This is a genomic window from Croceicoccus estronivorus, from assembly GCF_001625325.1.
GTDB lineage: Bacteria > Pseudomonadota > Alphaproteobacteria > Sphingomonadales > Sphingomonadaceae > Caenibius > Caenibius estronivorus.
This window is the reverse complement of the sequence record NZ_JRQQ01000006.1, coordinates 17,453-37,191: the sequence shown is the minus strand read 5'-3', so window position 1 is coordinate 37,191 and position 19,739 is coordinate 17,453. Positions and strand designations below refer to the sequence as shown.

At 59.9% G+C, this 19,739-nt stretch carries 17 protein-coding genes; 8 read left to right on the top strand and 9 right to left on the bottom strand.

Annotated features, from left to right (window positions below; genetic code table 11):
- Positions 1-46 precede the first annotated feature (46 nt).
- The 3 genes from MB02_RS10050 to MB02_RS10040 are packed head-to-tail and all read left to right on the top strand — an operon-like array spanning position 47 to position 4,951.
- Positions 47-2,104, top strand: coding sequence for a PQQ-dependent dehydrogenase, methanol/ethanol family (locus MB02_RS10050; protein ID WP_067536555.1), 2,058 nt, complete (start codon positions 47-49; stop codon positions 2,102-2,104).
- Complete coding sequence (locus tag MB02_RS10045) at positions 2,101-3,444, top strand: spinster family MFS transporter (RefSeq protein WP_235829482.1); 1,344 nt, start codon at positions 2,101-2,103, stop codon at positions 3,442-3,444. The genes MB02_RS10050 and MB02_RS10045 overlap by 4 nt, the downstream gene beginning before the upstream one ends.
- Positions 3,445-3,469: 25 nt before the next feature.
- Complete coding sequence (locus MB02_RS10040) at positions 3,470-4,951, top strand: aldehyde dehydrogenase family protein (RefSeq protein ID WP_235829481.1); 1,482 nt, start codon at positions 3,470-3,472, stop codon at positions 4,949-4,951.
- 23 nt (positions 4,952-4,974) lie between these two features.
- On the opposite strand, the gene MB02_RS10035 is transcribed toward MB02_RS10040, so the two are convergent.
- The 4 genes from MB02_RS10035 to MB02_RS10020 form a co-directional block, all read right to left on the bottom strand.
- Complete coding sequence (locus MB02_RS10035) at positions 4,975-5,685, bottom strand: TetR/AcrR family transcriptional regulator (protein WP_067536552.1); 711 nt, start codon at positions 5,683-5,685, stop codon at positions 4,975-4,977.
- A gap of 94 nt (positions 5,686-5,779) precedes the next feature.
- Positions 5,780-6,562 (bottom strand): SDR family NAD(P)-dependent oxidoreductase, encoded by a 783-nt coding sequence (locus tag MB02_RS10030; protein ID WP_067536548.1) that lies wholly within the window; start codon positions 6,560-6,562, stop codon positions 5,780-5,782.
- A gap of 18 nt (positions 6,563-6,580) precedes the next feature.
- Positions 6,581-7,693 (bottom strand): acyl-CoA dehydrogenase family protein, encoded by a 1,113-nt coding sequence (locus tag MB02_RS10025; RefSeq protein WP_067536545.1) that lies wholly within the window; start codon positions 7,691-7,693, stop codon positions 6,581-6,583.
- A 16-nt stretch (positions 7,694-7,709) separates the two neighbouring features.
- Entirely contained in the window at positions 7,710-8,894 is a 1,185-nt protein-coding gene (locus tag MB02_RS10020; protein WP_082826104.1) for an acyl-CoA dehydrogenase family protein, read from the bottom strand.
- Between the two features lie 193 nt (positions 8,895-9,087).
- On the opposite strand from MB02_RS10020, the gene MB02_RS10015 reads away from it, so the two are divergent.
- Positions 9,088-9,954, top strand: coding sequence for an enoyl-CoA hydratase (locus MB02_RS10015; protein ID WP_067537276.1), 867 nt, complete (start codon positions 9,088-9,090; stop codon positions 9,952-9,954).
- A gap of 31 nt (positions 9,955-9,985) precedes the next feature.
- Here the strand turns inward: MB02_RS10015 and MB02_RS10010 are convergent, their stop codons facing one another.
- A complete protein-coding gene (locus MB02_RS10010; protein WP_082826129.1) occupies positions 9,986-10,687 on the bottom strand; it encodes a TetR/AcrR family transcriptional regulator in 702 nt (233 codons plus the stop codon).
- Positions 10,688-10,843: 156 nt separating this feature from the next.
- On the opposite strand from MB02_RS10010, the gene MB02_RS10005 reads away from it, so the two are divergent.
- The 4 genes from MB02_RS10005 (at position 10,844) to MB02_RS09990 (ending at position 16,696) form a co-directional block, all read left to right on the top strand.
- The gene (locus MB02_RS10005) at positions 10,844-12,172 is read left to right on the top strand and encodes an MFS transporter (protein ID WP_067536536.1); all 1,329 of its coding nucleotides are present in this window, start codon (positions 10,844-10,846) and stop codon (positions 12,170-12,172) included.
- Positions 12,173-12,278: 106 nt separating this feature from the next.
- Entirely contained in the window at positions 12,279-14,672 is a 2,394-nt protein-coding gene (locus MB02_RS10000; RefSeq protein WP_067536533.1) for a CaiB/BaiF CoA-transferase family protein, read from the top strand.
- A gap of 25 nt (positions 14,673-14,697) precedes the next feature.
- Positions 14,698-15,699 carry an LLM class flavin-dependent oxidoreductase gene (locus MB02_RS09995; protein ID WP_067536529.1) on the top strand — a complete coding sequence of 334 codons (1,002 nt, stop codon included), beginning with the start codon at positions 14,698-14,700 and terminating at the stop codon, positions 15,697-15,699.
- Between the two features lie 22 nt (positions 15,700-15,721).
- Positions 15,722-16,696 carry an NADPH:quinone oxidoreductase family protein gene (locus MB02_RS09990; protein ID WP_067536526.1) on the top strand — a complete coding sequence of 325 codons (975 nt, stop codon included), beginning with the start codon at positions 15,722-15,724 and terminating at the stop codon, positions 16,694-16,696.
- A gap of 37 nt (positions 16,697-16,733) precedes the next feature.
- On the opposite strand, the gene MB02_RS09985 is transcribed toward MB02_RS09990, so the two are convergent.
- From MB02_RS09985 to MB02_RS09970, 4 genes are all read right to left on the bottom strand, one after another.
- Complete coding sequence (locus tag MB02_RS09985; RefSeq protein ID WP_067536522.1) at positions 16,734-16,925, bottom strand: ferredoxin; 192 nt, start codon at positions 16,923-16,925, stop codon at positions 16,734-16,736.
- Positions 16,922-18,163 carry a cytochrome P450 gene (locus MB02_RS09980; protein ID WP_067536519.1) on the bottom strand — a complete coding sequence of 414 codons (1,242 nt, stop codon included), beginning with the start codon at positions 18,161-18,163 and terminating at the stop codon, positions 16,922-16,924. The genes MB02_RS09985 and MB02_RS09980 overlap by 4 nt, the downstream gene beginning before the upstream one ends.
- 119 nt (positions 18,164-18,282) lie before the next feature.
- Positions 18,283-19,080: an enoyl-CoA hydratase-related protein gene (locus MB02_RS09975; RefSeq protein WP_067536516.1), complete on the bottom strand. Its 798-nt coding sequence runs from the start codon at positions 19,078-19,080 to the stop codon at positions 18,283-18,285.
- A gap of 6 nt (positions 19,081-19,086) precedes the next feature.
- Positions 19,087-19,731, bottom strand: coding sequence for a flavin reductase family protein (locus MB02_RS09970; RefSeq protein ID WP_067537273.1), 645 nt, complete (start codon positions 19,729-19,731; stop codon positions 19,087-19,089).
- Between the last annotated feature and the right edge of the window lie 8 nt (positions 19,732-19,739).

The window sequence follows — 19,739 nt, the reverse complement described above, 5'->3', positions numbered from 1 at the left end:
AATGTGCGATATCGCACAAGGCTAAAGCTGAGTGGGTGGGAGAGTCATGGCCGTGATAAAGAACCGTTTCGCGCAAATCGTGGGTGCGTTTGCGCTGGTTTCATTGACTGTCAGTTGTGCAGGGCAAGGAACGCACGATGACGTGGAATTCGGCCGTGACTGGTTCACCTATGGTGGTGACGATAACCAGCTGCATTACAGCCCGCTCGACCAGATCAATGCTGGCAACGTCGGGAAGCTGAGCCTGGCCTGGTACCACGACATCGACGCGCATGATGCCTACACCACTCCGCTCGAGATCGGTGGCGTGCTTTACTATGCCGCCGGGATGAGCGTGCTCACCGCGCTGGATGCGACCACGGGCAAGGAATTGTGGACCTTCGATCCCGATGTGGCGTCTCAACCCGAAGCCAAGGTCGCGGTTCGCGCAGGCTGGGCTGTGCGCGGTATCGGTTATGCGCGCGGCAAGGTCTTCGTCGCCACGCGTGAGGGACGCCTGATCGCAGTCGATGCCAAGACGGGCAAGCAGGTCTGGTCGGTCCAGACGCTCGATCAGGCACCCAACGGATATATCACGGGTGTCCCCTATGTTGCCGGTGACAATGTCATCATCGGCTTCGGCGGCGCCGACTACGATACGACGCGCGGTTACGTTACCGCCTACAACATAGACACGGGCAAGAAGGCCTGGCGCTTCTTTACAGTGCCCGGCAATCCGGCGGATGGTTTTGAAGACAAGGCTATGGAAATGGCCGCCAAGACCTGGACCGGCGAATGGTGGAAATATGGCGGCGGCGGCACCGTCTGGCACGCCATGGCCTACGATCCGAAATATGATCGCGTCTATCTGGGCACCGGTAATGGCTTCCCCTGGAACCACAAGATTCGGAGCCCGGAAGGCGGCGACAACCTGTTTCTCGCTTCCATTGTCGCTCTGGACGCGAAGACAGGCGAATATATCTGGCATTACCAGACCAATCCCGGTGTCACGTGGGATTTCAACGATGCGATGGACATCGAGCTGACGCAGCTCACCATCGACGGGAAGCAGCATGACGTATTGCTGCACGCGCCGAAGAACGGCTTCTACTATGTGATCGACCGCAAGGACGGGAAGCTTCTCTCCGCCGAGAAATTCGGCCCGGTGAACTGGGCCGACAAGATCGACATGGATACGGGGCGCCCGGTCGAGAACCCTGCCGCGCGTTATCCCGACGGGAAGCCGTTCCTGCTCTATCCGTTCCCCTATGGTGCTCACGGTGTTCAGGCGATGTCGCACAGCCCGAAGACGGGTTTGACTTACATTCCGGTCATGGAGGGCGGACGCTGGCATATCGACCCGCCGAACATCAAGGATTTCAAGGTCAAACACGGCATGATGGTGAACACCGGCCTGGGTGCGATTCCGGCCGATCTTCCGCCCCCGCCGCCAGGCATTGGCAAACTGGTTGCCTGGGACCCTGTGGCAGGCAAGGAAGTCTGGTCGCAGCCGGAGCCGGACATGTTCGGCGGCGGCGTGCTCAGCACGGCGGGCAATCTGGTGTTCCAGGGGCAGGTGTCGGGCGAAGTCGTGGCCTATACTGCCGACAAGGGGGAGAAGGTCTGGGCCTTCGACGCACAGAATGGCGTTCTCGGTTCACCCATCTCCTACAGCGTCAATGGCAAGCAGTATGTCACTGTGATTGCCAGCTTCCGTTCCAGCTATCCCAGCAATCCGATCTGGCCCTATCGCCAGCAACAGCGGCGGGTGCTGACTTTCACACTGGATGGCAAGGCCTCATTGCCGCCGTTCACGAAGGTTCCGGTCGAAGTTGTTGACGATCCCGCGTTCGTGATCGACGCCGCCAAAGCGGAAATCGGGGCGGGCGTTTACAACCAGAGCTGCATTATCTGTCACGGCCCCGGAATTGTCGCTGGTGGCGCTGCGCCGGATCTACGCGCCTCGTCGGTGCCGCTGGACGCAGACGTATTCCGCCAGGTGGTTCATGACGGCATGCTGATGTCGCGCGGGATGGGGGCGTTCGGCAACTTGTCGGATGAGCAGCTCGAAGGGTTGCGCCATTACATTCGCCAGCGTGCTCGGGCAACGAAGGATGCGAAGTGAGCGACGCTGCCACGGCGGCGCAGCCGCGGATTGAACAGTCCTATCCGTCGCCATTCATGCAATGGCTGACGGTAGGCATTCTTTTCATTCTCTATATCCGTTCGCTGGCGGACCGTTACCTGATCGCCTTGCTGGTGGAACCGATCAAGGCCGATACCGGGCTGGGTGATTTTGAAATCAGCTTGCTGCAAGGTGCGGCCTTTGCCGTGCTGTATTGCATTTGCGCTATTCCGGTCGGCTTGTTGCTCGACCGGTACAGCCGCCGCTGGGTCCTGTTCGGCTGCGTGGCGATCTGGAGCCTTGGCGCGGCAGGGTGCGGACTGGTGGCGACATTTGCCGGGCTGGCTGTCATGCGTTCGATGGTCGGCGCGGGAGAAGCGGGTTTTTCCACCGGTGCCTATTCGATCGTAGGGGACAGTTTCCCGCCCCAGCGGGTGTCTTTTGCCATGTCGATTTTCGTCATGGGGGGCGTGATGGGGGCCGGAATCGTCTTCCTGTTGGGAGGACCGCTGGTCGAAGCCGTGCTGAACGGCGCGGTTGCGCATTGGCCCGGCATGAGCCTGTTCGCGCCATGGCAGCAGGCCTTTATCGCCACGGGACTGCCCGGCGTGCTCATGGCTTTTCTGGTATTCCTGTTCCGTGAACCGCCACGACGGCATGCTCCTGCCAGCCAGGGCGGCAATGGCTATGGGGCGGCCTTGCGGTTCATGCGTGCGCATTGGAAGATTTATACCGCGATCCTGCTGGGCTTCGGTCTGGCGTACACCTCGACCATTGCGTTGCAGCTCTGGCTTCCGGCTTTTTTCACCAGAGTTCACGGATGGAGCCCGAAGGAGATCGGATTTGCGCTCGGCGTGGCGCAGATCCTGGGCGCGGCGACACTTCCGCTTCATGGCTGGATTGTCGATACGCTCTACAAGCGCGGGCGGCACGATGCCCATCTCGTATGGTGCATTTTTACGGCTGCATTGGCGATACCTTGCGGGATTGCGACACTGCTGGTGCCTAGTCCGGTGCTGGCGGCGGTAATGTTCGGCTTTTATATGGCGTTCATTCTCTCAACCGCATCCATGGGGCCGGCTTCAGTGCAGGTCGTGACGCCGCAGGCGCTGCGTGGCCGTGCTTCTGCGGTTTACGTGCTGGTAACTGGCCTGATCGGAATGGCGATAGGCCCTGCGCTGGTCGGCTGGCTGACTGACAGCGTGTTCGGTGATCCGATGAAGCTCGGCCTGTCGCTGATGGTGCTCATCACCGTAATGCTGGCTGTAGTCATTGCCCTGTTCGCTTTGGGCCGCGCACAAATGCGGCATTTGATGCAGGCGAGTGAAAACGCGGCCTGAGCTTTGATATTTCCCACGGAGTTCGATGATGACCAAGCCCTCCCGCCCCGCTTTCCTTGATGGAACGGTCAAGCAACTGCTGATCGACGGGGAGCATGTTCCGGCTGCCTCCGGCGAGACGTTTCTGACTCATGATCCTTCGACCGGCGAAGTCCTGGCGGAAGTCGCCATGGCCGGGACTGAGGATGTCGATCGTGCAGTTGCCGCGGCCCGGGCAGCTTTCGAAGGTGAATGGAGCCACTTCACGCCTGCGGAGCGTCAGGCGGCGCTGTTGAAGCTCGCAGACCTGATCGATGCGGAATGGGACGAACTCGCCCGGATCGACACCATGGAAATGGGGCGGCCGATTACCTCCTCGTTGGCCATTCGCAGCATGGTCGTGCGGCTGCTGCGTTATTTTGCCGGAGCGGCCACCGCAGTCACCGGCCAGAGCTTCGCTGACAGCTTTCCAATCCCGATGCAGGCTTACAGCGTGCGCGAACCCGTGGGGGTGGTTGGCGTGATCGTGCCCTGGAACGGCCCGATTTTCACAGCCGCATGGAAATGCGCTCCGGCCCTGGCGGTCGGCTGCACTGTCGTGCTCAAGCCGTCGGAGCTTGGCACTATCACGCCCTTGCGGTTTGCTGAGCTGTGTCTGGAGGCAGGTATTCCAAAAGGAGTGGTCAATGTCGTCAGCGGATTTGGGGATGTAGGCGCTGCGATTGCTGCACACCCCGGCGTCGACAAGATCACGTTCACCGGGTCGTGCGCGACGGGCCAGAGCATCATTCGTGCTTCCGCGGCCACGACGAAAAAGGTGACGATGGAGCTGGGCGGTAAATCGCCCAACATCGTCTTTGCGGATGCGAATATGGATCGCGCCGTGCAATTTTCCGCCATGGGCGTATTCAATAACAGTGGGCAGGTGTGCAGCGCAGGCACCCGGCTATTCGTCGAGCGGCCGATATACGAAGAGTTTGTCGAACGTGTTGCCGAATTCGGGCGCAACATGAAGATCGGCCCGTCATGCGATCCTGGCACACAGATCGGACCGTTGGTTTCCGAAAGACAGATGAACCGCGTGCTGGATTATATCCGGATCGGGCAGGAAGAAGGTGCGCGACTGGTTTCGGGCGGGACGCGTTTGACCGACGGCGAATTGGGCAATGGCTGGTTTGTACCGCCAACTGTATTCGCCGATGTCACCAACGACATGCGCATCGCACGGGAGGAAATTTTTGGCCCGGTCGTCTGCGCAATTCCCTTCGACGATTTCGATGAAGTGATGCGGCTGGCCAACGACAGCACCTTTGGCCTGGCGGCCGGGGTGTGGACGCAGGACATCACGCGCGCGAACCGGGCCGCCAAGCGATTGCGTGTCGGTTCTGTCTGGATCAATCATTACCAGGCGATGGATCCAGCGGTGCCCTTCGGCGGCTACAAACAATCCGGCTTCGGCCGCGAAGGCAGCTTCGAAATGATTGACGGCTATCTTCAGACCAAAGGCATCTGGACGCGCATAGACTGAGAGGGGGCCGTTCAGGCGGCGCGCTATTGCGTGCCTAGGATGTAAGGGTTTTCCTCAAGGTTTGAGAGACGCTGGTCGATTGCCTTTCGCGCCATCCCGCGGGTTGCCCCAGCCATATGCACGAGGAAGGAGCGGGTCAGGACGATGATGAACTGATCGTCGGGAATCTGCCCTTCCACCCAGGAAAAGGCGATCGAATACCGCAACGCCACCAGCGCCATGATAAGCTCGTCGGGGTCGATCCAGGGCTGCAATTGCCGTTTGCTGTGCAGATTGCGGACCCAAGGCTCGTGCGAATCGGCAGCGATGGCATAAATTGCCTGCTGGATTTCCGGATCGACCTCATGCGTGAAGTAGATGTTCATCAACGCGCGGCTGTAGTTGCGGATCTTGAGATTTCGCCGCGCCACCACCGCGAGACGTTCGATCATCCAATCGACGGTAGCCTCTTCGGTGTGGTAGGTCAGATGTTCCGCATATTCGTCGAAGTATTGCTGGATCGCTGCCGCGATCATCCGTTCCTTGCTCTGGAAAGCGTTGTAGATTGTACGCTTGGCGACACCCGCACGTTGCGCCACATCCTCCATCGCTACGCCGGCTATTCCTTGCTCGCTGATGATCTTGCGGGTTTCGGACAGGATGCGAAGCCTGCGGGCCTTGATCGAGGGACTGGCGTAGCCGCTTCGTTCCTTGCCCTTGGCAGTGTCGGCGCGGGAGGCTGGTGATTGCGACATCGGGTTGGAACGCTCCTTAGATTGGGAAAGTTATCCTCATTGCCACAACCTGGTGCAAAATTGGAAGGTCCCTCGCGATGGCCGGGCTATGGGATCAACGGGGGGGCATCCTGATTGCACCGTCGAGGCGGATATCCTCGCCGTTCATGTAGCTGTTGCGGATGAGTTCCATGGCGAGGCCTGCGTATTCCTGCGCCTTGCCGAAGCGCTTGGGAAAGGGCACCGATGCGGCCAGGGCTTCCTTCACCTTGTCAGGCGCCCGGCTCATCAAAGGCGTATCGAAAATGCCGGGCAGGATCGTGTTGACGCGAATGCCGTCGTTCATCAGGTCGCGTGCAATCGGCAATGTCATGCCGACGATACCGGCTTTTGAGGCGGAATAGGCGGCTTGGCCTACCTGGCCATCTTCTGCCGCCGCGCTGGCGGTATTGACGATGCACCCGCGTTCGCCATCTTCCATGGGATCGAGAGTGAGCATTCCGGCTGCACTCTTGGCAATGCAACGGAAGGTCCCGATGAGATTTATCTGGACCAGTTGTTCGAACAATTCGAGCGGGAAATGAGCGATCTCCCCGGTTTCGCGATTGCGGCTCGCGGTTTTGACAGAACGTCCGGTGCCTGCGCAATTAACGAGAATGCGTTCCTGACCATGGGCTGCGCGGGCTTTGGCAAATGCGGCGTCGATCTGGTCATCGGATGTCACATTGGCTTCGCAAAACACGCCGCCCAGTTCCCTCGCTACGGCTTCGCCGCGCTCGGCGTTCATATCGAACAGGGCGACTTTTACGCCCTCTGTGGCCAGGGCGCGGGCTGTCGCCTCCCCCAGTCCCGAGGCTCCGCCGGTAATCACCGCAGCGATCGAATCGTCCAGCTGCATTCCTATTCTCCGTCTTTTTCAAATATCGAGCATGCGAGCATAGCGTTCACGATGGAACGCGGCATTGCCTAACGTGTGATCCAATACATGCGCGCGCTTGAGATAAAGGCCCGCGTCGTGTTCGTCAGTCATCCCGATGCCGCCGTGAATCTGGATCATTTCCCGTGCCATCGTCCGGAAGCAGTCCCCCGCGATCGCCTTGGCCAGAGAAACCTGGCGCGACGCATCGGCATCGCCTGCATCGATCGCCTGCAACGCGCCGTAAACCGCAGCCCGCGCCAGTACGATTTCGCCAAGCATGTCGGCGGCTCGATGTTGCAATGCCTGAAACGATCCGATCGGCTGGTCGAACTGAATGCGCGTTTTCATGTATTCGACGGTCGTTTCGAAGGCCTGGGCAGTGCCGCCCAGCATTTCCGCGGCCAGAATGGCACGGACGGAATCCAGCACGGTGTCGAGGTAATCCTGACCTTGGCCGAGCAATGCATCCGGCCCGAGTGAAACGTTGTCGAGAACGATATCGGCCGCCCCGCGTGAATCGATCCGGTCCAGCGATGTCAGAGTGACACCCGCTGTATCCACAGGACAACTGAACAGCGCAGGCGATGTGTCTTCCAGCTGGGCGGCGATTACGAGCAATCCAACGCCCGTGGCATCGGGAACGGCTCGCTTGGCGCCCGAGAGAACCCAACCGCTCTCATATTTTTGCGCGGTGGTGGAAATGGTGTGCGGACGGTGATGATTCTCGTCGTCGATTGCCAGTGCGGCGGCCAAAGAACCATTCGCAATCTGCGGTAGCAAGGCCTCCTTGGCAGCCTGATTGGTGCCCAGAGTAAGCGCGCTGACGGCGCCGGCGGCAGACCACACCAGCGGAGAACCGACCAGATTGCGGCCCAGTTCTTCCGCGATGAGCCCCAGGCTGACGCGATTCATGCCGACCCCGCCGAATTCTTCGGGTATCAGAATCGCTGGCCAGCCCATCTCAGCCATTTCCGCGTACAGGGCAGGGTCGAAGCCGGTATCGGCAAGCTGGCCCCGCAACGCGCGCAGGGCTGGCACTGGCGCCCGGTCGGCGGTCCAACCATTCGCCATGTCTTTCAACATGACGTCTTCTTCAGACAGGACGATCATCTGGGGGTTCCGATCTTCATGCGCCCGGCAGGCCTAGTTCGCGCTTCGCCAGGATATTGTTCTGGATTTCGTGGCTGCCCCCGTAGATCGAGAAGCATTTCGAATAGAGCCAGCCGCTGGTCAGCTCCAATTCGGTATTGCTGAAACCGGGCCCCCTGTTCCCGGTCCCTGCGTGACCGAGAATTTCCACTGCGAGCTCATTCAGTTCCTGAGCGACGCCGGCACCAAGGTTCTTCAGCGAAGACATGGGCGCAGTACCGTCCTGTCCCGCTTCGATTTCGGCGTTGCGGTGTTTGAGCGCCAGGCCGTAGGCTTCCTGCCGCATCATGTGCTGCACAATTCGCGTCCGCAGGTCAGCATCGGCGATGCGGCCAGCATCATCGGTTCCGACATATTCACGCGCGAGATGGGGCAGGCCCTGCTCGACATTGGCGACATTGCGCTGCGACGAAAGACCGCTGCGTTCATGTTGCAAGAGCCGCTTCGCGATTTCCCAACCCTGATTGACTCTGCCGACGAGGTTTTCCTTCGGAACTTTCACGTCGGTGAAAAATGTCTCGCAAAAGTGCGACACGCCATTGATCAGTTCGATGGGCCGCGCTTCGACGCCGGGCGTTTTCATGTCGATCAGCAGAAATGAAATGCCGGCCTGCTTTACGCTCGTATCCGTCCGCACGAGGCAGAAACACCAGTCCGAGACATGGGCAAACGATGTCCAGATCTTCTGCCCATTGATCAGGAAGTGATCGCCCTTGTCTTCGCAGCGTGTCCGCAGGGCAGCCAGATCCGATCCCGCTCCGGGTTCGGAGAAGCCCTGGCACCATTCGACTTCTCCCCGCACAATCGGCGGAATATGGCGTGCCTTTTGTTCGTCGTTGCCGTATTCGAGCAGCGTCGGGCCGAGCATCATGATCCCCAGTCCGCCAATCGGATTGAATGCCCCGGCGCGTGTCATTTCTTCTGCCAGGATTTCCGCCTGGCGAATCGACAACCCGCCGCCGCCGTACTCGCTCGGCCATGTCGGCACCGACCAGCCCTTGGCGGCCATACGTTGTTTCCACAGCAGATAATCTGCGGATGGGGATGATCCTTCCTCCTGGGTGTGTGGCATGATGAACCTGCCGCCACGCAGTGAAGGCGGGAAATTCTCTGTCAGCCAGTCCTGTGCCTGCTGCCTGAATTGCTGCTCGTCCAGCGCCATGTGTTTACTCCGGGATTCCCCAAATTTCATATCCTTGCCGCGGCAGCCGCGACGCCGTGACCGGCTATCTTGTGGAATAGGAAGCGTACCGCTTCTGTCAAATAAAAATTGCACTAGGGGGTAAAATCATGTAGTCGCGAGTGCAGTTTTTTAGGGGTGCGAAATCATCGCCCGGCGGACGAAGGAATGCATGATGACGGTTGGCAGCGCGGCAAATTCGGAGAGTCCGCAATTTGTGAGTTATCGGGTGGACGATGGCGTCGCGTGGATCATGCTGAACCGTCCGGAGGTCATGAATTCCCAGAATTATCGGCTGCTTAACGAGTTGGATGACCTGTTCCGCCGTGCGGTCGACGATGTCGAGGTCAAGTGCATCGTACTGGGGGGCGAAGGGAAACATTTTTCAGCCGGGCACGACCTTGGCTCGCCCGAGAAGGACAAGCATCTTCCACGCGACCGCAAGCTGCTGTGGCCCAGCCACCTCGACCTTCCGGGGGCGGAACTGCAGTACGTGCTCGAGCAGGATGCCTATCTGGGGCTGTGCCGCCGGTGGCAGGAAATCCCCAAACCCATGGTGGCGATGGTGCAGGGTGGATGCATTGCCGGCGGCTTGATGCTGGCATGGGTGTGCGACCTGATTATTGCTGCGGACAATGCGTTCTTCCAGGACCCTGTCGTTCGTATGGGCATTCCGGGCGTAGAATATTTTGCGCATGCATTCGAGCTGCCGCCCCGTGTCGCTCGCGAATTGCTGCTGCTGGGGCGGCGGATGCCGGTGGAGCGGGCATATGCGCTGGGCATGGTCAACATGATCGTGCCGCTCGAAGTGCTGCGTGACGAAGTCGCGCAGATCGCGCAGGAACTGGCGAGCCGTCCGCCCTTTGGCGTGATGCTGACCAAGCAGGCGATCAACAATGTCGAAGACCTGCGTGGAAAACGCCAGGCAATGGACGCGCAATTCAACATGCATCACCTCGCCCATGCCCACAATCAGCTGATGACGGGAAGTCTGATTGCCGACATGGGGGCTAAGGAAATGGCAAAGGCCAACAAGGGCTAGGTGCGATTACCGCATCTTATTCGGGGAAGGGTTAGCCTGTGGCAAACAGGCTGCTTTCCTCCGGCACACCGGCGGGCAGTCTTGCCAGCGCCTCTTCATCGTGCGGCGCTTTCAGGATAGCTGCTGCGGTATAGGCGATGTGACGTAGCGTTTCCGGTGAAGGCCAGGTTGAATGCTCCCGCGTGGTGTCCGACAGGGCGGTCTGCCGCAGCGCGAGCATCATCGACAGGTAGCCGCCGACGAACATCAGTCGCTGATTCTTGATCGATGCGGGCATGTTCGGCATCAGCCGCCTCAAGTGCGCAAGGCAGCGCTGATAGCCCTTGTTCCACTGGTTGCCGATTGCGCTGATGAACAGCTTGCGATGCGTCATGTTGAGAATCGCGGTGAAGCGCATGTAGCAGTCGTCGGTGCCGTCTTCGAACGGATCCAGTGCCGGGTAGATGAGAATATCCATGACTTCGTCGATCGATCGAGGGCCGTTATTGGCCTCCGCTTCATCGAGCAATCGGCAGCGGCGTTCGTCGATGATTCGCGCACCGTCTGCGATGATTTCCTTTACCAGCGCTTCCTTGCTGCCGAAGTGGTATCCGACCGCGCCATGGTTCTTCTGACCGGCTGCTTTGGCAATCTCGCGCACGGTCACACCGTCGACACCGCGCTCCGCATAGAGGCGCATGGCGGTCCGCTTGATGTGGGTCGGAGAATCTAGGCGTTGGGGGGTCGACGTCATGGCGCGGTTTTTGCCACAAGCGGTTTTTCGATTGCAACTGAATTCATCCACCCATATTATCCAATTGATTTAGCCAGAATCGAAATTGCGGTTGCGCCAGATGGTTGCTGCCGTTGCGATAGCCCGAAACCGGGCTTTTGGGAGAGGGATCGGCCTATGCAGCCGCAGACAGGGCACAAACGCCCATCGATCGGGACGGCATATTTCATGGTCGGTGCCCTGTTCGCCATTTATGTTCTGGCGTGGCTGGATCGTCTGATCATCTCGATGATGGTCGAACCGATCAAGGAAACGCTGGAACTGGGCGACTTCGAAATGAGTCTGGTTCTTGGTCCGGCCTTTGCCATCTCTTATGCCATTTTCGCCATCCCGCTGGGCTGGGCGACTGATCGCATGTCTCGCCGGCTGGTCATCTACATTGGCGTATCCATCTGGAGCCTTGCGACGCTGGCCTGCGCTTTCGCGCAATCGTTCCCGATGCTTATCGCCTGCCGTATCGGCGTGGGCATAGGAGAAGCAGCCCTGCTGCCGGCGGCATATTCGTTGATCGCCGATGCATTTCCCCGTGATCGCGTGACATTTGCGACGTCGCTGTTTCAGACAGCGGGCAAGTTTGGTTCGGCGGTTGCGTTCGGGATCGGTGGCATCCTGATCGGATTTGCGACCACATTCGCCCATATCGACTGGCCGATACTGGGGCGGGCGGAAGGGTGGCAGATCACCTTCGCCATGATCGGCGTTCCGGGGTTCGTCTTCGCGCTGCTGGCATATACGTTTCCGGAGCCCGGACGCCATGGTGTGAGGAGCAATGCCGCCGGAACGAGTGCTGTGACGTTGCCTGAATTCCTGCGCGAGCATACCGGCCTGCTCGTGATGATGGCCGTGGCGTTCACGTCGCTTGCTGTCGTCGGGTACTCGATGACTTCCTGGGTGCCGACTTATATCGACCGCCATTTCCACTGGGAACCGCAACAGTACGGGCCCGCGCTGAGCCTGATGAACGTGTTCGGTGCGATATCGCTGGTGGCCTTGGGCCGGGCAGTCGACTTTCTGTTCGCCAGAGGCATGAAGGATGCCCATTTGCGCTTTTACAGCTGGCTGATTCTTGCTCTTTCCCCCGCGATAGTTTGCGCGTTCTTCGTGTCGAACGTCTATCTCTTCCTTGGCCTCTATGCGCTGATCCAGCTGATTACCGTTCCCTACATCGTCTATTGTTCGGCCCTGGTCGCGATGCTCGCCTCAAGCGAGTTGAGAGGCAGGTTGCTCGGTATCTTCCTGCTCATCACGAACATTGTCGGCTTCGGCGCCGGACCGGCAATTGTCGGCGCATTGACGGACTTCGTATTCGGGGACGAGGCACTGATCGGCTACTCGCTGGCGACTGTCGTCGTGACCGGATCGGCTATCGCGTTCGTTACGATGCGATTGGCTTTGCCGCGCCTTCGCAAGAGTATCGAAGGCATGGAAGCAGCCCAGTCTGCATAAGATAAAAATTGACCTATGGTATAAAATTGTTGATCGACATGCGGCGGCAGTGGCATATGCCCCAGGCAATCGAAATGCATCTGTCCTTGAGAACGGGAGAGTGAATATGGCAGGTCCGCTGGACCATCTGGTGGTGATCGAAGCCGCTGACGTGATGCCCGGTTCCATCATGGGCATGCTGCTTGCCGACCATGGTGCCGAAGTTATCAAGCTTGAACCCGCAGGCGGGGCCTGTTTCGCTCATGATCTCTCGCGCAAGGGGTGGGATCGCGGCAAGCGCAGCATCGAACTGGATATTATCGATCCGACGAACAGGGCCACGTTGCATGCGTTGTTGAAACGGGCCGACATATTCATCCATGCCCTGCAGCCTGAAGAAACCAAGGCATTGGGGCTGGATGCACCAGCTCTCGACGCGCAGTTCCCGGCGCTCGTTTCCTGTTCCTTGTCGGCCTATGGCAGCGACACACCGTTTTCCGGAAGGCCATATGGGGAATCGCTGGCCGCGGCATTGATGGGTACGATGGTCGACAAGGGGAGCTCTCACCGCAGCGGCCCGATGTATCTCGGCCATCCGGCCCTGCATTATGGACAGGCCTTCCTTGGCGCCATCAGCACGTTGGCTGCGTTGCGTGCACGCCGGGTGATCGGGGCCGGGCAACAGGTCGACGCGTCCCTGCTGGATGCCATGTTCGCCCAGTCCTGCATGAACCACTGGTGGCAGGAAGACGGGCTTTCGTACATCAAGAAGGGCGACAGCGGGGCGTTGGACCGCTTCGGCAATGTCCGCCTGGTTACCGGAATGTTCGAGTGTGCCGACGGCCTGTTCCTGCAGATCCACACCGGCTCGGGCGGGTTCAAGCCGGCAATGGACATTCTCGGTTTCGGCGATCGTATACGCAAGATCGACGGGCCTGAAATGGCTGTGCCGCTGGATGAAGACGAATATCGTTGCGCACGCGTCGAAATCATCGATGCGTTCAGGACACGCCCGCGCGATGAATGGATTGCGGATTTCATTGCTGCCGACGTGGCTGCGTTGCCGGTTCTCGAGCCGGCGGAAGTCCTTCTCGATGAACAGGTTGAATTTGCAAAGATGCGCATTGCCGTGCCGGATGCGGATTTCGGCACGATCTATCAGGCGGCGCCTGCAGTCCGGTTCGCACAGACCCCGATCGACAATCCGCGCCCGGCCCCGGCGATAGGCGCCGATAATGTCGCACTGACAGATCTCATCGCCCGGCCCGAGCGGCAGGCTCCGCAAGCGAAGGGCACATTGCAGCGTCCATTGGAGGGCGTGCGGATCGTCGACTTTTCGTCGTTCTTCGCGGTGGGATATGGTGGTCGTATCCTCAACGATCTCGGCGCGGACGTCATCAAGGTCGAGACACTGTCGGGCGACCAGATGCGTCCTCTGCCAGACGTGTTCGACGCGGCTCAGCGGGGCAAGCGCGACCTCGCGCTGAATTTGAAAGTGCCCGAAGCATTGGAGGCCGCACACAAGCTGGTCGCCACTGCCGATGTCGTTCTGCATAACCTGCGCCCAGGCAAGGCGGACAAGCTCGGAATCGGGTATGAGAGGCTCAAGGCGCTCAATCCCGACCTGCTGTACCTCTATCTGCCGGGATACGGTTCTGCAGGACCGAAAGCTCTGAACAAGAGCTTCGCGCCACTCGTCAGTGGCTGGACCGGCCTCCTGTATGAAGGTGGTGGCGAAGGGAATACGCCCAACCGCTCCGTGTTCGGAAACGAAGACTACAACAATGGCTTCCTTGGCGCGGCAGCAGTTTTGATGGCGCTGGAAAATCGCTCGCGCAGAGGCGGCGGGGCGGAATATCTCGAATGTCCTCAACTCCATTCGAGTCTCTGGACCACTTCCGAGCATTTTCTGGATAGCGAGATGAAGCCGGTTTACGGGATGCGGCTGGACAAACAGCAGCAGGGCTTCAACGCTCTCGATCGTATCTACCGGACGAGCGATGGCTGGATATGCATCTGTTGCCGCAGCGATCGCCGGTTCGCCGCACTCTGTCATGCGATCGGTCAGCCCAGCCTGGCGGAAGATCCCGCCTTCGCCGATGCCCGCGCGCGCAGTGGCAGGGATGGTGAACTGAAAGCCATGCTGGACGACTGGTTCGCCGCACGCAGCAGTGCGGACGCCTTCGCGGCATTGGATGCGGCAGGCGCACCGGCTGAAATCGTATGCGAAACGGCCTGGATCGACGAAGCCCTCTGGGAAGACTGGGCATTGAAGACCGGGCGCGTCCTCGAGAATTTCGATTCAATGTACGGCCATGTGCGGCAGGTGGGGCTGTTCAACTGGCTGTCCAAGACGCCTGGTCGCGCAGCTGGATCGGCGCCGCGCCTTGGCGAACATACACGCGCGATCCTGAAGGAAGCCGGCTACGACGATGCCGCTATCGATGGCCTGATAGAGCGGCGCGTGGCCGTTCAGCCCGACGATGTGACCGGACGGATCGCATCCAAGGTCAACGCCTGACAACTTTGCAACTGGAGAGAGAGCCGTGGAGCTCAACCTGCGATATGATATGAACAGCCCGGAGTTCGGGGCGCCGTTTCCCGAACTCTACCGTACCGCCATCGAACAATCGCAATGGGCTGACAAACTGGGGTTTCGCCAGGTGTTTCTGGCCGAACACCACGGGGCGGAGCATGGCTATTGCCCGTCTTCGATGATCCAGGCCGCATCGATTCTCGGGTCGACGAAGAATATCGTGGCCCATCTTTCTGCCCTGGTCGTCACCATGCACCATCCGTTGCGGCTGGCGGAAGATCTGGCCGTACTGGACAACATTTCGAATGGGCGTGTCTGGCTGACCGCGGGAATGGGTTATCGTCCGCATGAATTCGAGATGTTCGGGCTCGATATCAAGAAACGCCTGGCCATCATGAATCACGCCCTGGACACACTGGCCAAGGCATGGACGGGCGAGCCATTCGAATTCGAAGGCCGCACAGTCCGGGTCACGCCGAAACCGGTGCAGGAAGGTGGCCCTAAAATCTACATGGGCGGCTCGACCGACAAATCGGCCATTCGTGCTGCGAAGCGGGGCTACCAGTATTTTCCCGGCCATCCGGATCTGTTCGAGCTCTACAAGGAAGAACGCGAAAAAGCCGGTTTCCCGCCGCCCGAACAGTACAAGAAGACAGCAGCCAGCTTTCTTTACGTTACTGACGACCCGGAGCGGGATTGGCCGCTCGTCGCGCCCCATGTGGCCTATGCGACCAACACCTATGCCCAATGGGCAACGGAACGGGGCACGGGCCAGACACTTTATGCGGCGGCCGAGACAGTTGAGGCGCTGAAGGCGATGCCGAACATCAAGGTCGTGACGCCCGGCGAGTGCTATGATTATTTGAGCGGCCTGCCGGACGATACCGCGATCAACTTCCACGCTTTGCTGGGCGGGCTCGATCCGGAACTTTCGTGGAAAAGCCTGTTGCTGTTCGAAAAGGAAGTCCTGCCCCGTCTGGTCGACGACGGCAGGCTGGAACTGTCCTGCTGAACCGTAGTCGGAGACGTTGGCTGTGAAGGCGCTGGTCTGTGAAGCGCATGGCCTGCCTGAAGCGCTGGTTTTGCGCGATGTTGCGCTGCCCCAGTTGAAACCGGGGACCATGCGGGTGAAGGTTGGGGCTGTCGGGATCAACTTTCTCGACAGCCTGATTATTGCCGGACGCTATCAGGTTCAGCCGGATATTCCGTTCAGCCCCGGCAGTGAAGTGGGGGGCATCGTCGACGCCGTTGCCGACGACGTTGATGGCTGGTCGGTCGGAGACAGGGTCGCTGCCATGACGACTTATGGCGGTCTGGCCGAATATGTGCTGGTCGAGGCATCCCGCGCGGCGAAAGTGCCGGAGAGTATGGATCTGGCAACTGCGGCGGGCTTTGGCGTCGCCTACGGCACAGCGATCCATGCACTGGATCAGCGTGGACGAATGCAGCCTAGTGAAACCCTGCTGGTGCTGGGTGCTGCCGGGGGAAGCGGCCTTGCGGCAGTGGAAGTTGGCAAGGCGATGGGCGCGCGGGTCATTGCTGCCGCCTCTTCGCCAGAGAAATGCCGCCTTGCGGCCGCGCACAGTGCCGATGCGGCCATTGATTATCGGCAGGAAGAGCTAAGGGCCGGCATTGCCCGTTGCACATCCGGGCAGGGTGTGGATGTGATTTTCGATCCGGTTGGCGGCCCCTTGGCGGAGCCGGCGTTCCGTTCGCTTGCTCCGAATGGGCGCCATCTTGTGATCGGCTTCGCCGCTGGAGAGATTCCGTCGCTGCCATTCAATCTTGCGCTGGTGAAGAGCGCTTCTCTCGTCGGCGTTTTCTGGGGGGCTTTCACCCGACGGGAGCCGGATCGCCATCGCGCGAATATGGAGCAGTTGTTCCAATGGCATGAGGAGGGAAAGCTGACCCCCTTGATCGACAGGCGTTTCACCTTGGCTGAGGGTGGCCTTGCAATCCGTCATCTGATGGATCGCAAGGCGCACGGTAAAGTGATCGTCGAGATTTAGCAGGCGTCCCGGCGTTGCGGTGGACGTCCGCAGCGGATCATTCCTCCAGCGTCAATGCGCGTTCCGGGCATGATTTGACCGCCCGGCGGGCATTTTCCTCTTCCCCTTCAGGTACGTTGACGTCGCCTGGATCGAGATAGCCTTCATCATTGAGTTCGAACAGGTTCGGGGCCCAGGTCCAGCACCGGGCATTGCCCTGACATTTCGCGGCATCGACTTTTACCTTCATTGTGCCTTCTCCTGTTCGGACCAATCGAGTTGCAGATTGTCGACGCCGAAGACGAAGCCGCCGTGCGTGATTGGGGCAGTGCCGGGTTTGATCCGGAACGTCGGAATCCTTGCCAGAAATTCCTCCAGCCCGATGACGATCTCTCGCCGCGCAAGATGGGAGCCGAGACAGCGGTGAGGGCCATAAGCGAATGCCACATGCCTGTTGTCTTCGCGATTCAGCACGATCTTGCCTGCATCGGGAAATTCGGCCGGGTCGCGGTTAGCTGTCATGGACGGGCAAGCCACCAGATCGCCCTTGCGGATGGTTATCCCCTGCAGCTCAACATCGCGTGTGGCGCGCCGCACGGGCGTGACGGAGGGAAATGCGCGCAGCATTTCTTCCGCCGCCAGCTGGATGCGTTTGGGGTCGGTACGCAGCAGTTCCTGTTGGTCGGCATGCTGGGCCAGATAATAGAAATCGAACCCGAGTGCCGCGGCCACGGTATCCAGCCCGGCAATGAACAGCAGGACGCTCATGCCCCGCACTTCCATGTCGCTCAGGCTTTCACCTTCGATCCTGGCCTGAGTGACGAAGCTCATGAAATCATCAGTCGGCTCCTGCCGGCGCAGATCGCGCAATTCATCAAGGAACGATACGACGGTTCGCGCGGCTTCCGTGCGCTGGGCGGGCGTGCCATGAAGCAGATCGGTGGCCCAGCCCACGAATTCTTCCAGTCGTTCAGATCCGATACCGAGGAACTGGAGGAAGATCGAAACGGCGAACGGCAGGCAGAAGTCCTTCATGACATCGGCGTCGGTTCCGCGGCTCTTCATCGCCTCGATCAGCGAGATCGCGCGTTCGCGCACAATCGGTTCCAGACCGATTACTCTGCGGGGAGAGAGCAGGGGGTTGAGCAATGACCGCCATTTGCTGTGTTCTGGCGGGTCGATTTCCAGCGGGATCATCGGCCAGCTTTCGCCCAGCGCCGAAGCGAAGATATTTCGATTGCTGGAAAAGGTCTCGCCGTCCTGCAACACACGGCGTTGATCTTCGGCCCGCACGACGACCCAGGTGCCCTCGCCGTTGCGGGTATTGCCCGGCGCGAAGAAGACTGGAGGGCCGGCCAGAAGCGTTTCGATCGCCGCATGGGGATCACCCATCGGGGCAGGCTCCATCCCCGGTCCGGTGAACAGGTTGAACGAACTGACCAGCTCTTGCGGAACGTGGTCTGGCACCGGTTGAACAGCTGCGCGCATAGTTGCGTTTATCCTCTCTCAATTATGCATTTGAGTGCAGATATGACGAGACTGTGGCTCGGGGTCAAACGGTTTTCTCTGCAGCCGCAATTGGCGACTAGTCCGGCGGATTAATGCGGTCAGCGACCGCCAAAACGGGCCATGCGCTTGTCGCGAAAGGCTGCGACACCCTCAGTATAATCATCACTGTAGCCGAGTGCCTGCTGGCTATCGCGTTCGAGGTCGAGCTGGGCGGAAAAAGTGTTGTGCCAGCTGGCGGCCAGGGCTCGCTTGGTGGCGGCCAGCGCCAACGGACCCTTGACGGCAAGTTGCCGGGCGAAGCTGCGGGCGGATGGGATCAGCTCTTCATCCGGGATACAGCGCCAGATCATGCCCCATGCTTCTGCCTGAGTAGCGGAAACGGGATCGCCACTCATGGCGAAACCCGCCGCCCGTTGTGGACCGATCAGCCGGGGTAGCAACCAACTGGCCCCGCAATCGGGCCCAAGGCCGATATTGGCGAACGACAGGACGAAGCGGGCGGACCGGGCCGCGAAAGTTATATCGGCCGCCAACGCCAGGCTGACACCTGCACCCGCCGCTACTCCGTTGACGGCACAGACAACCGGTTTGGGCAGGTTCGTGATCTGGCGAAGAAGCGGGTTGTATTCGCCTTCCAGAGCCAGGCTGAGATCATATTTCTGCCCGTCAGGCAGGGGCTTGCGCTCACCGAGGTCCTGCCCGGCGCAGAAGGCCCGGCCGTTTCCGGTCAGTAAGACGCAGCGGATGGTGCGATCCGTTTCGGCCTGCGCGAATGCGCGGGACAGTTCCGCCCGCATGGCCGTGTTGATGGAATTCAGCAGATCGGGCCGATCCAGCACGATTTCCATGACACCGCTGGCACAGGTCACGACGATTGTAGTGCAGTCGCCAGCCATTTTGCGTCAGCCCTCGCCTTTTGTCTGCCAGTCCGGGTCGTAGAGAGGCCGGTCCAACTGGAACTGGTCGGATCCGCGTGCGTACCAGCCGGCACCATGGGTCCGCCCGATCAATTGCATGGCCGGAGTGTCGAGATAGAATTTTTCAGGGTTGGTGATGAACTCGTCCGCAATGTGCGTCATCAGAATTTCGCCGATCATCACGGTCTGCAGGCTACCGATATCGAGTGCGGCAACTTTCCGGCATTCAAAACTGACCGGGCTGGAGGCGATCCGTGGAGGTACGACGATTTCGGAAGGGGCGGTATCGAGGCCGGCATAGTCGACCTCGCTCACGTCGGCAGGAGCCTCGACACTGCACAGGTTCATTTTCTCCGCATCGTTCTCGCTCACCAGATTGACTACGAATTCGCCCGTGGCGATGATATTGGATGCGGTATTCTTGAGCTCGCGCGTGCGCATGTCCTTGAGCAGGCCCAGCATTACAAGCGGGGGCTCCACCCCGGCAACATTGAAGAAACTGTAAGGCGCGGCATTGACGACGCCATCTGACGACACGGTCGTGATCCACGCTATGGGCCGCGGGGTGACTGTCGAATTGAGGAGCTTGTAGCGGCCCGCCAACGGCAGTTTGCGCATGTCGAACTGCATCATTCCGC

Excerpts from the sequence above, each read along its gene's own strand:
- MB02_RS10010 (WP_082826129.1), bottom strand. The coding sequence starts at position 10,687 with ATGACGTCGACCCCCCAACGCCTAGATTCTCCGACCCACATCAAGCGG.
- MB02_RS10030 (WP_067536548.1), bottom strand. The coding sequence starts at position 6,562 with ATGCAGCTGGACGATTCGATCGCTGCGGTGATTACCGGCGGAGCCTCG.
- MB02_RS10000 (WP_067536533.1), top strand. The coding sequence starts at position 12,279 with ATGGCAGGTCCGCTGGACCATCTGGTGGTGATCGAAGCCGCTGACGTG.
- MB02_RS09970 (WP_067537273.1), bottom strand. The coding sequence starts at position 19,731 with ATGCAGTTCGACATGCGCAAACTGCCGTTGGCGGGCCGCTACAAGCTC.
- MB02_RS10040 (WP_235829481.1), top strand. The coding sequence starts at position 3,470 with ATGATGACCAAGCCCTCCCGCCCCGCTTTCCTTGATGGAACGGTCAAG.
- MB02_RS10035 (WP_067536552.1), bottom strand. The coding sequence starts at position 5,685 with ATGTCGCAATCACCAGCCTCCCGCGCCGACACTGCCAAGGGCAAGGAA.
- MB02_RS09975 (WP_067536516.1), bottom strand. The coding sequence starts at position 19,080 with ATGGCTGGCGACTGCACTACAATCGTCGTGACCTGTGCCAGCGGTGTC.
- MB02_RS10005 (WP_067536536.1), top strand. The coding sequence starts at position 10,844 with ATGCAGCCGCAGACAGGGCACAAACGCCCATCGATCGGGACGGCATAT.
- MB02_RS10020 (WP_082826104.1), bottom strand. The coding sequence starts at position 8,894 with ATGGCGCTGGACGAGCAGCAATTCAGGCAGCAGGCACAGGACTGGCTG.
- MB02_RS10050 (WP_067536555.1), top strand. The coding sequence starts at position 47 with ATGGCCGTGATAAAGAACCGTTTCGCGCAAATCGTGGGTGCGTTTGCG.
- MB02_RS09985 (WP_067536522.1), bottom strand. The coding sequence starts at position 16,925 with ATGAAGGTAAAAGTCGATGCCGCGAAATGTCAGGGCAATGCCCGGTGC.
- MB02_RS09980 (WP_067536519.1), bottom strand. The coding sequence starts at position 18,163 with ATGCGCGCAGCTGTTCAACCGGTGCCAGACCACGTTCCGCAAGAGCTG.
- MB02_RS10015 (WP_067537276.1), top strand. The coding sequence starts at position 9,088 with ATGACGGTTGGCAGCGCGGCAAATTCGGAGAGTCCGCAATTTGTGAGT.
- MB02_RS10025 (WP_067536545.1), bottom strand. The coding sequence starts at position 7,693 with ATGATCGTCCTGTCTGAAGAAGACGTCATGTTGAAAGACATGGCGAAT.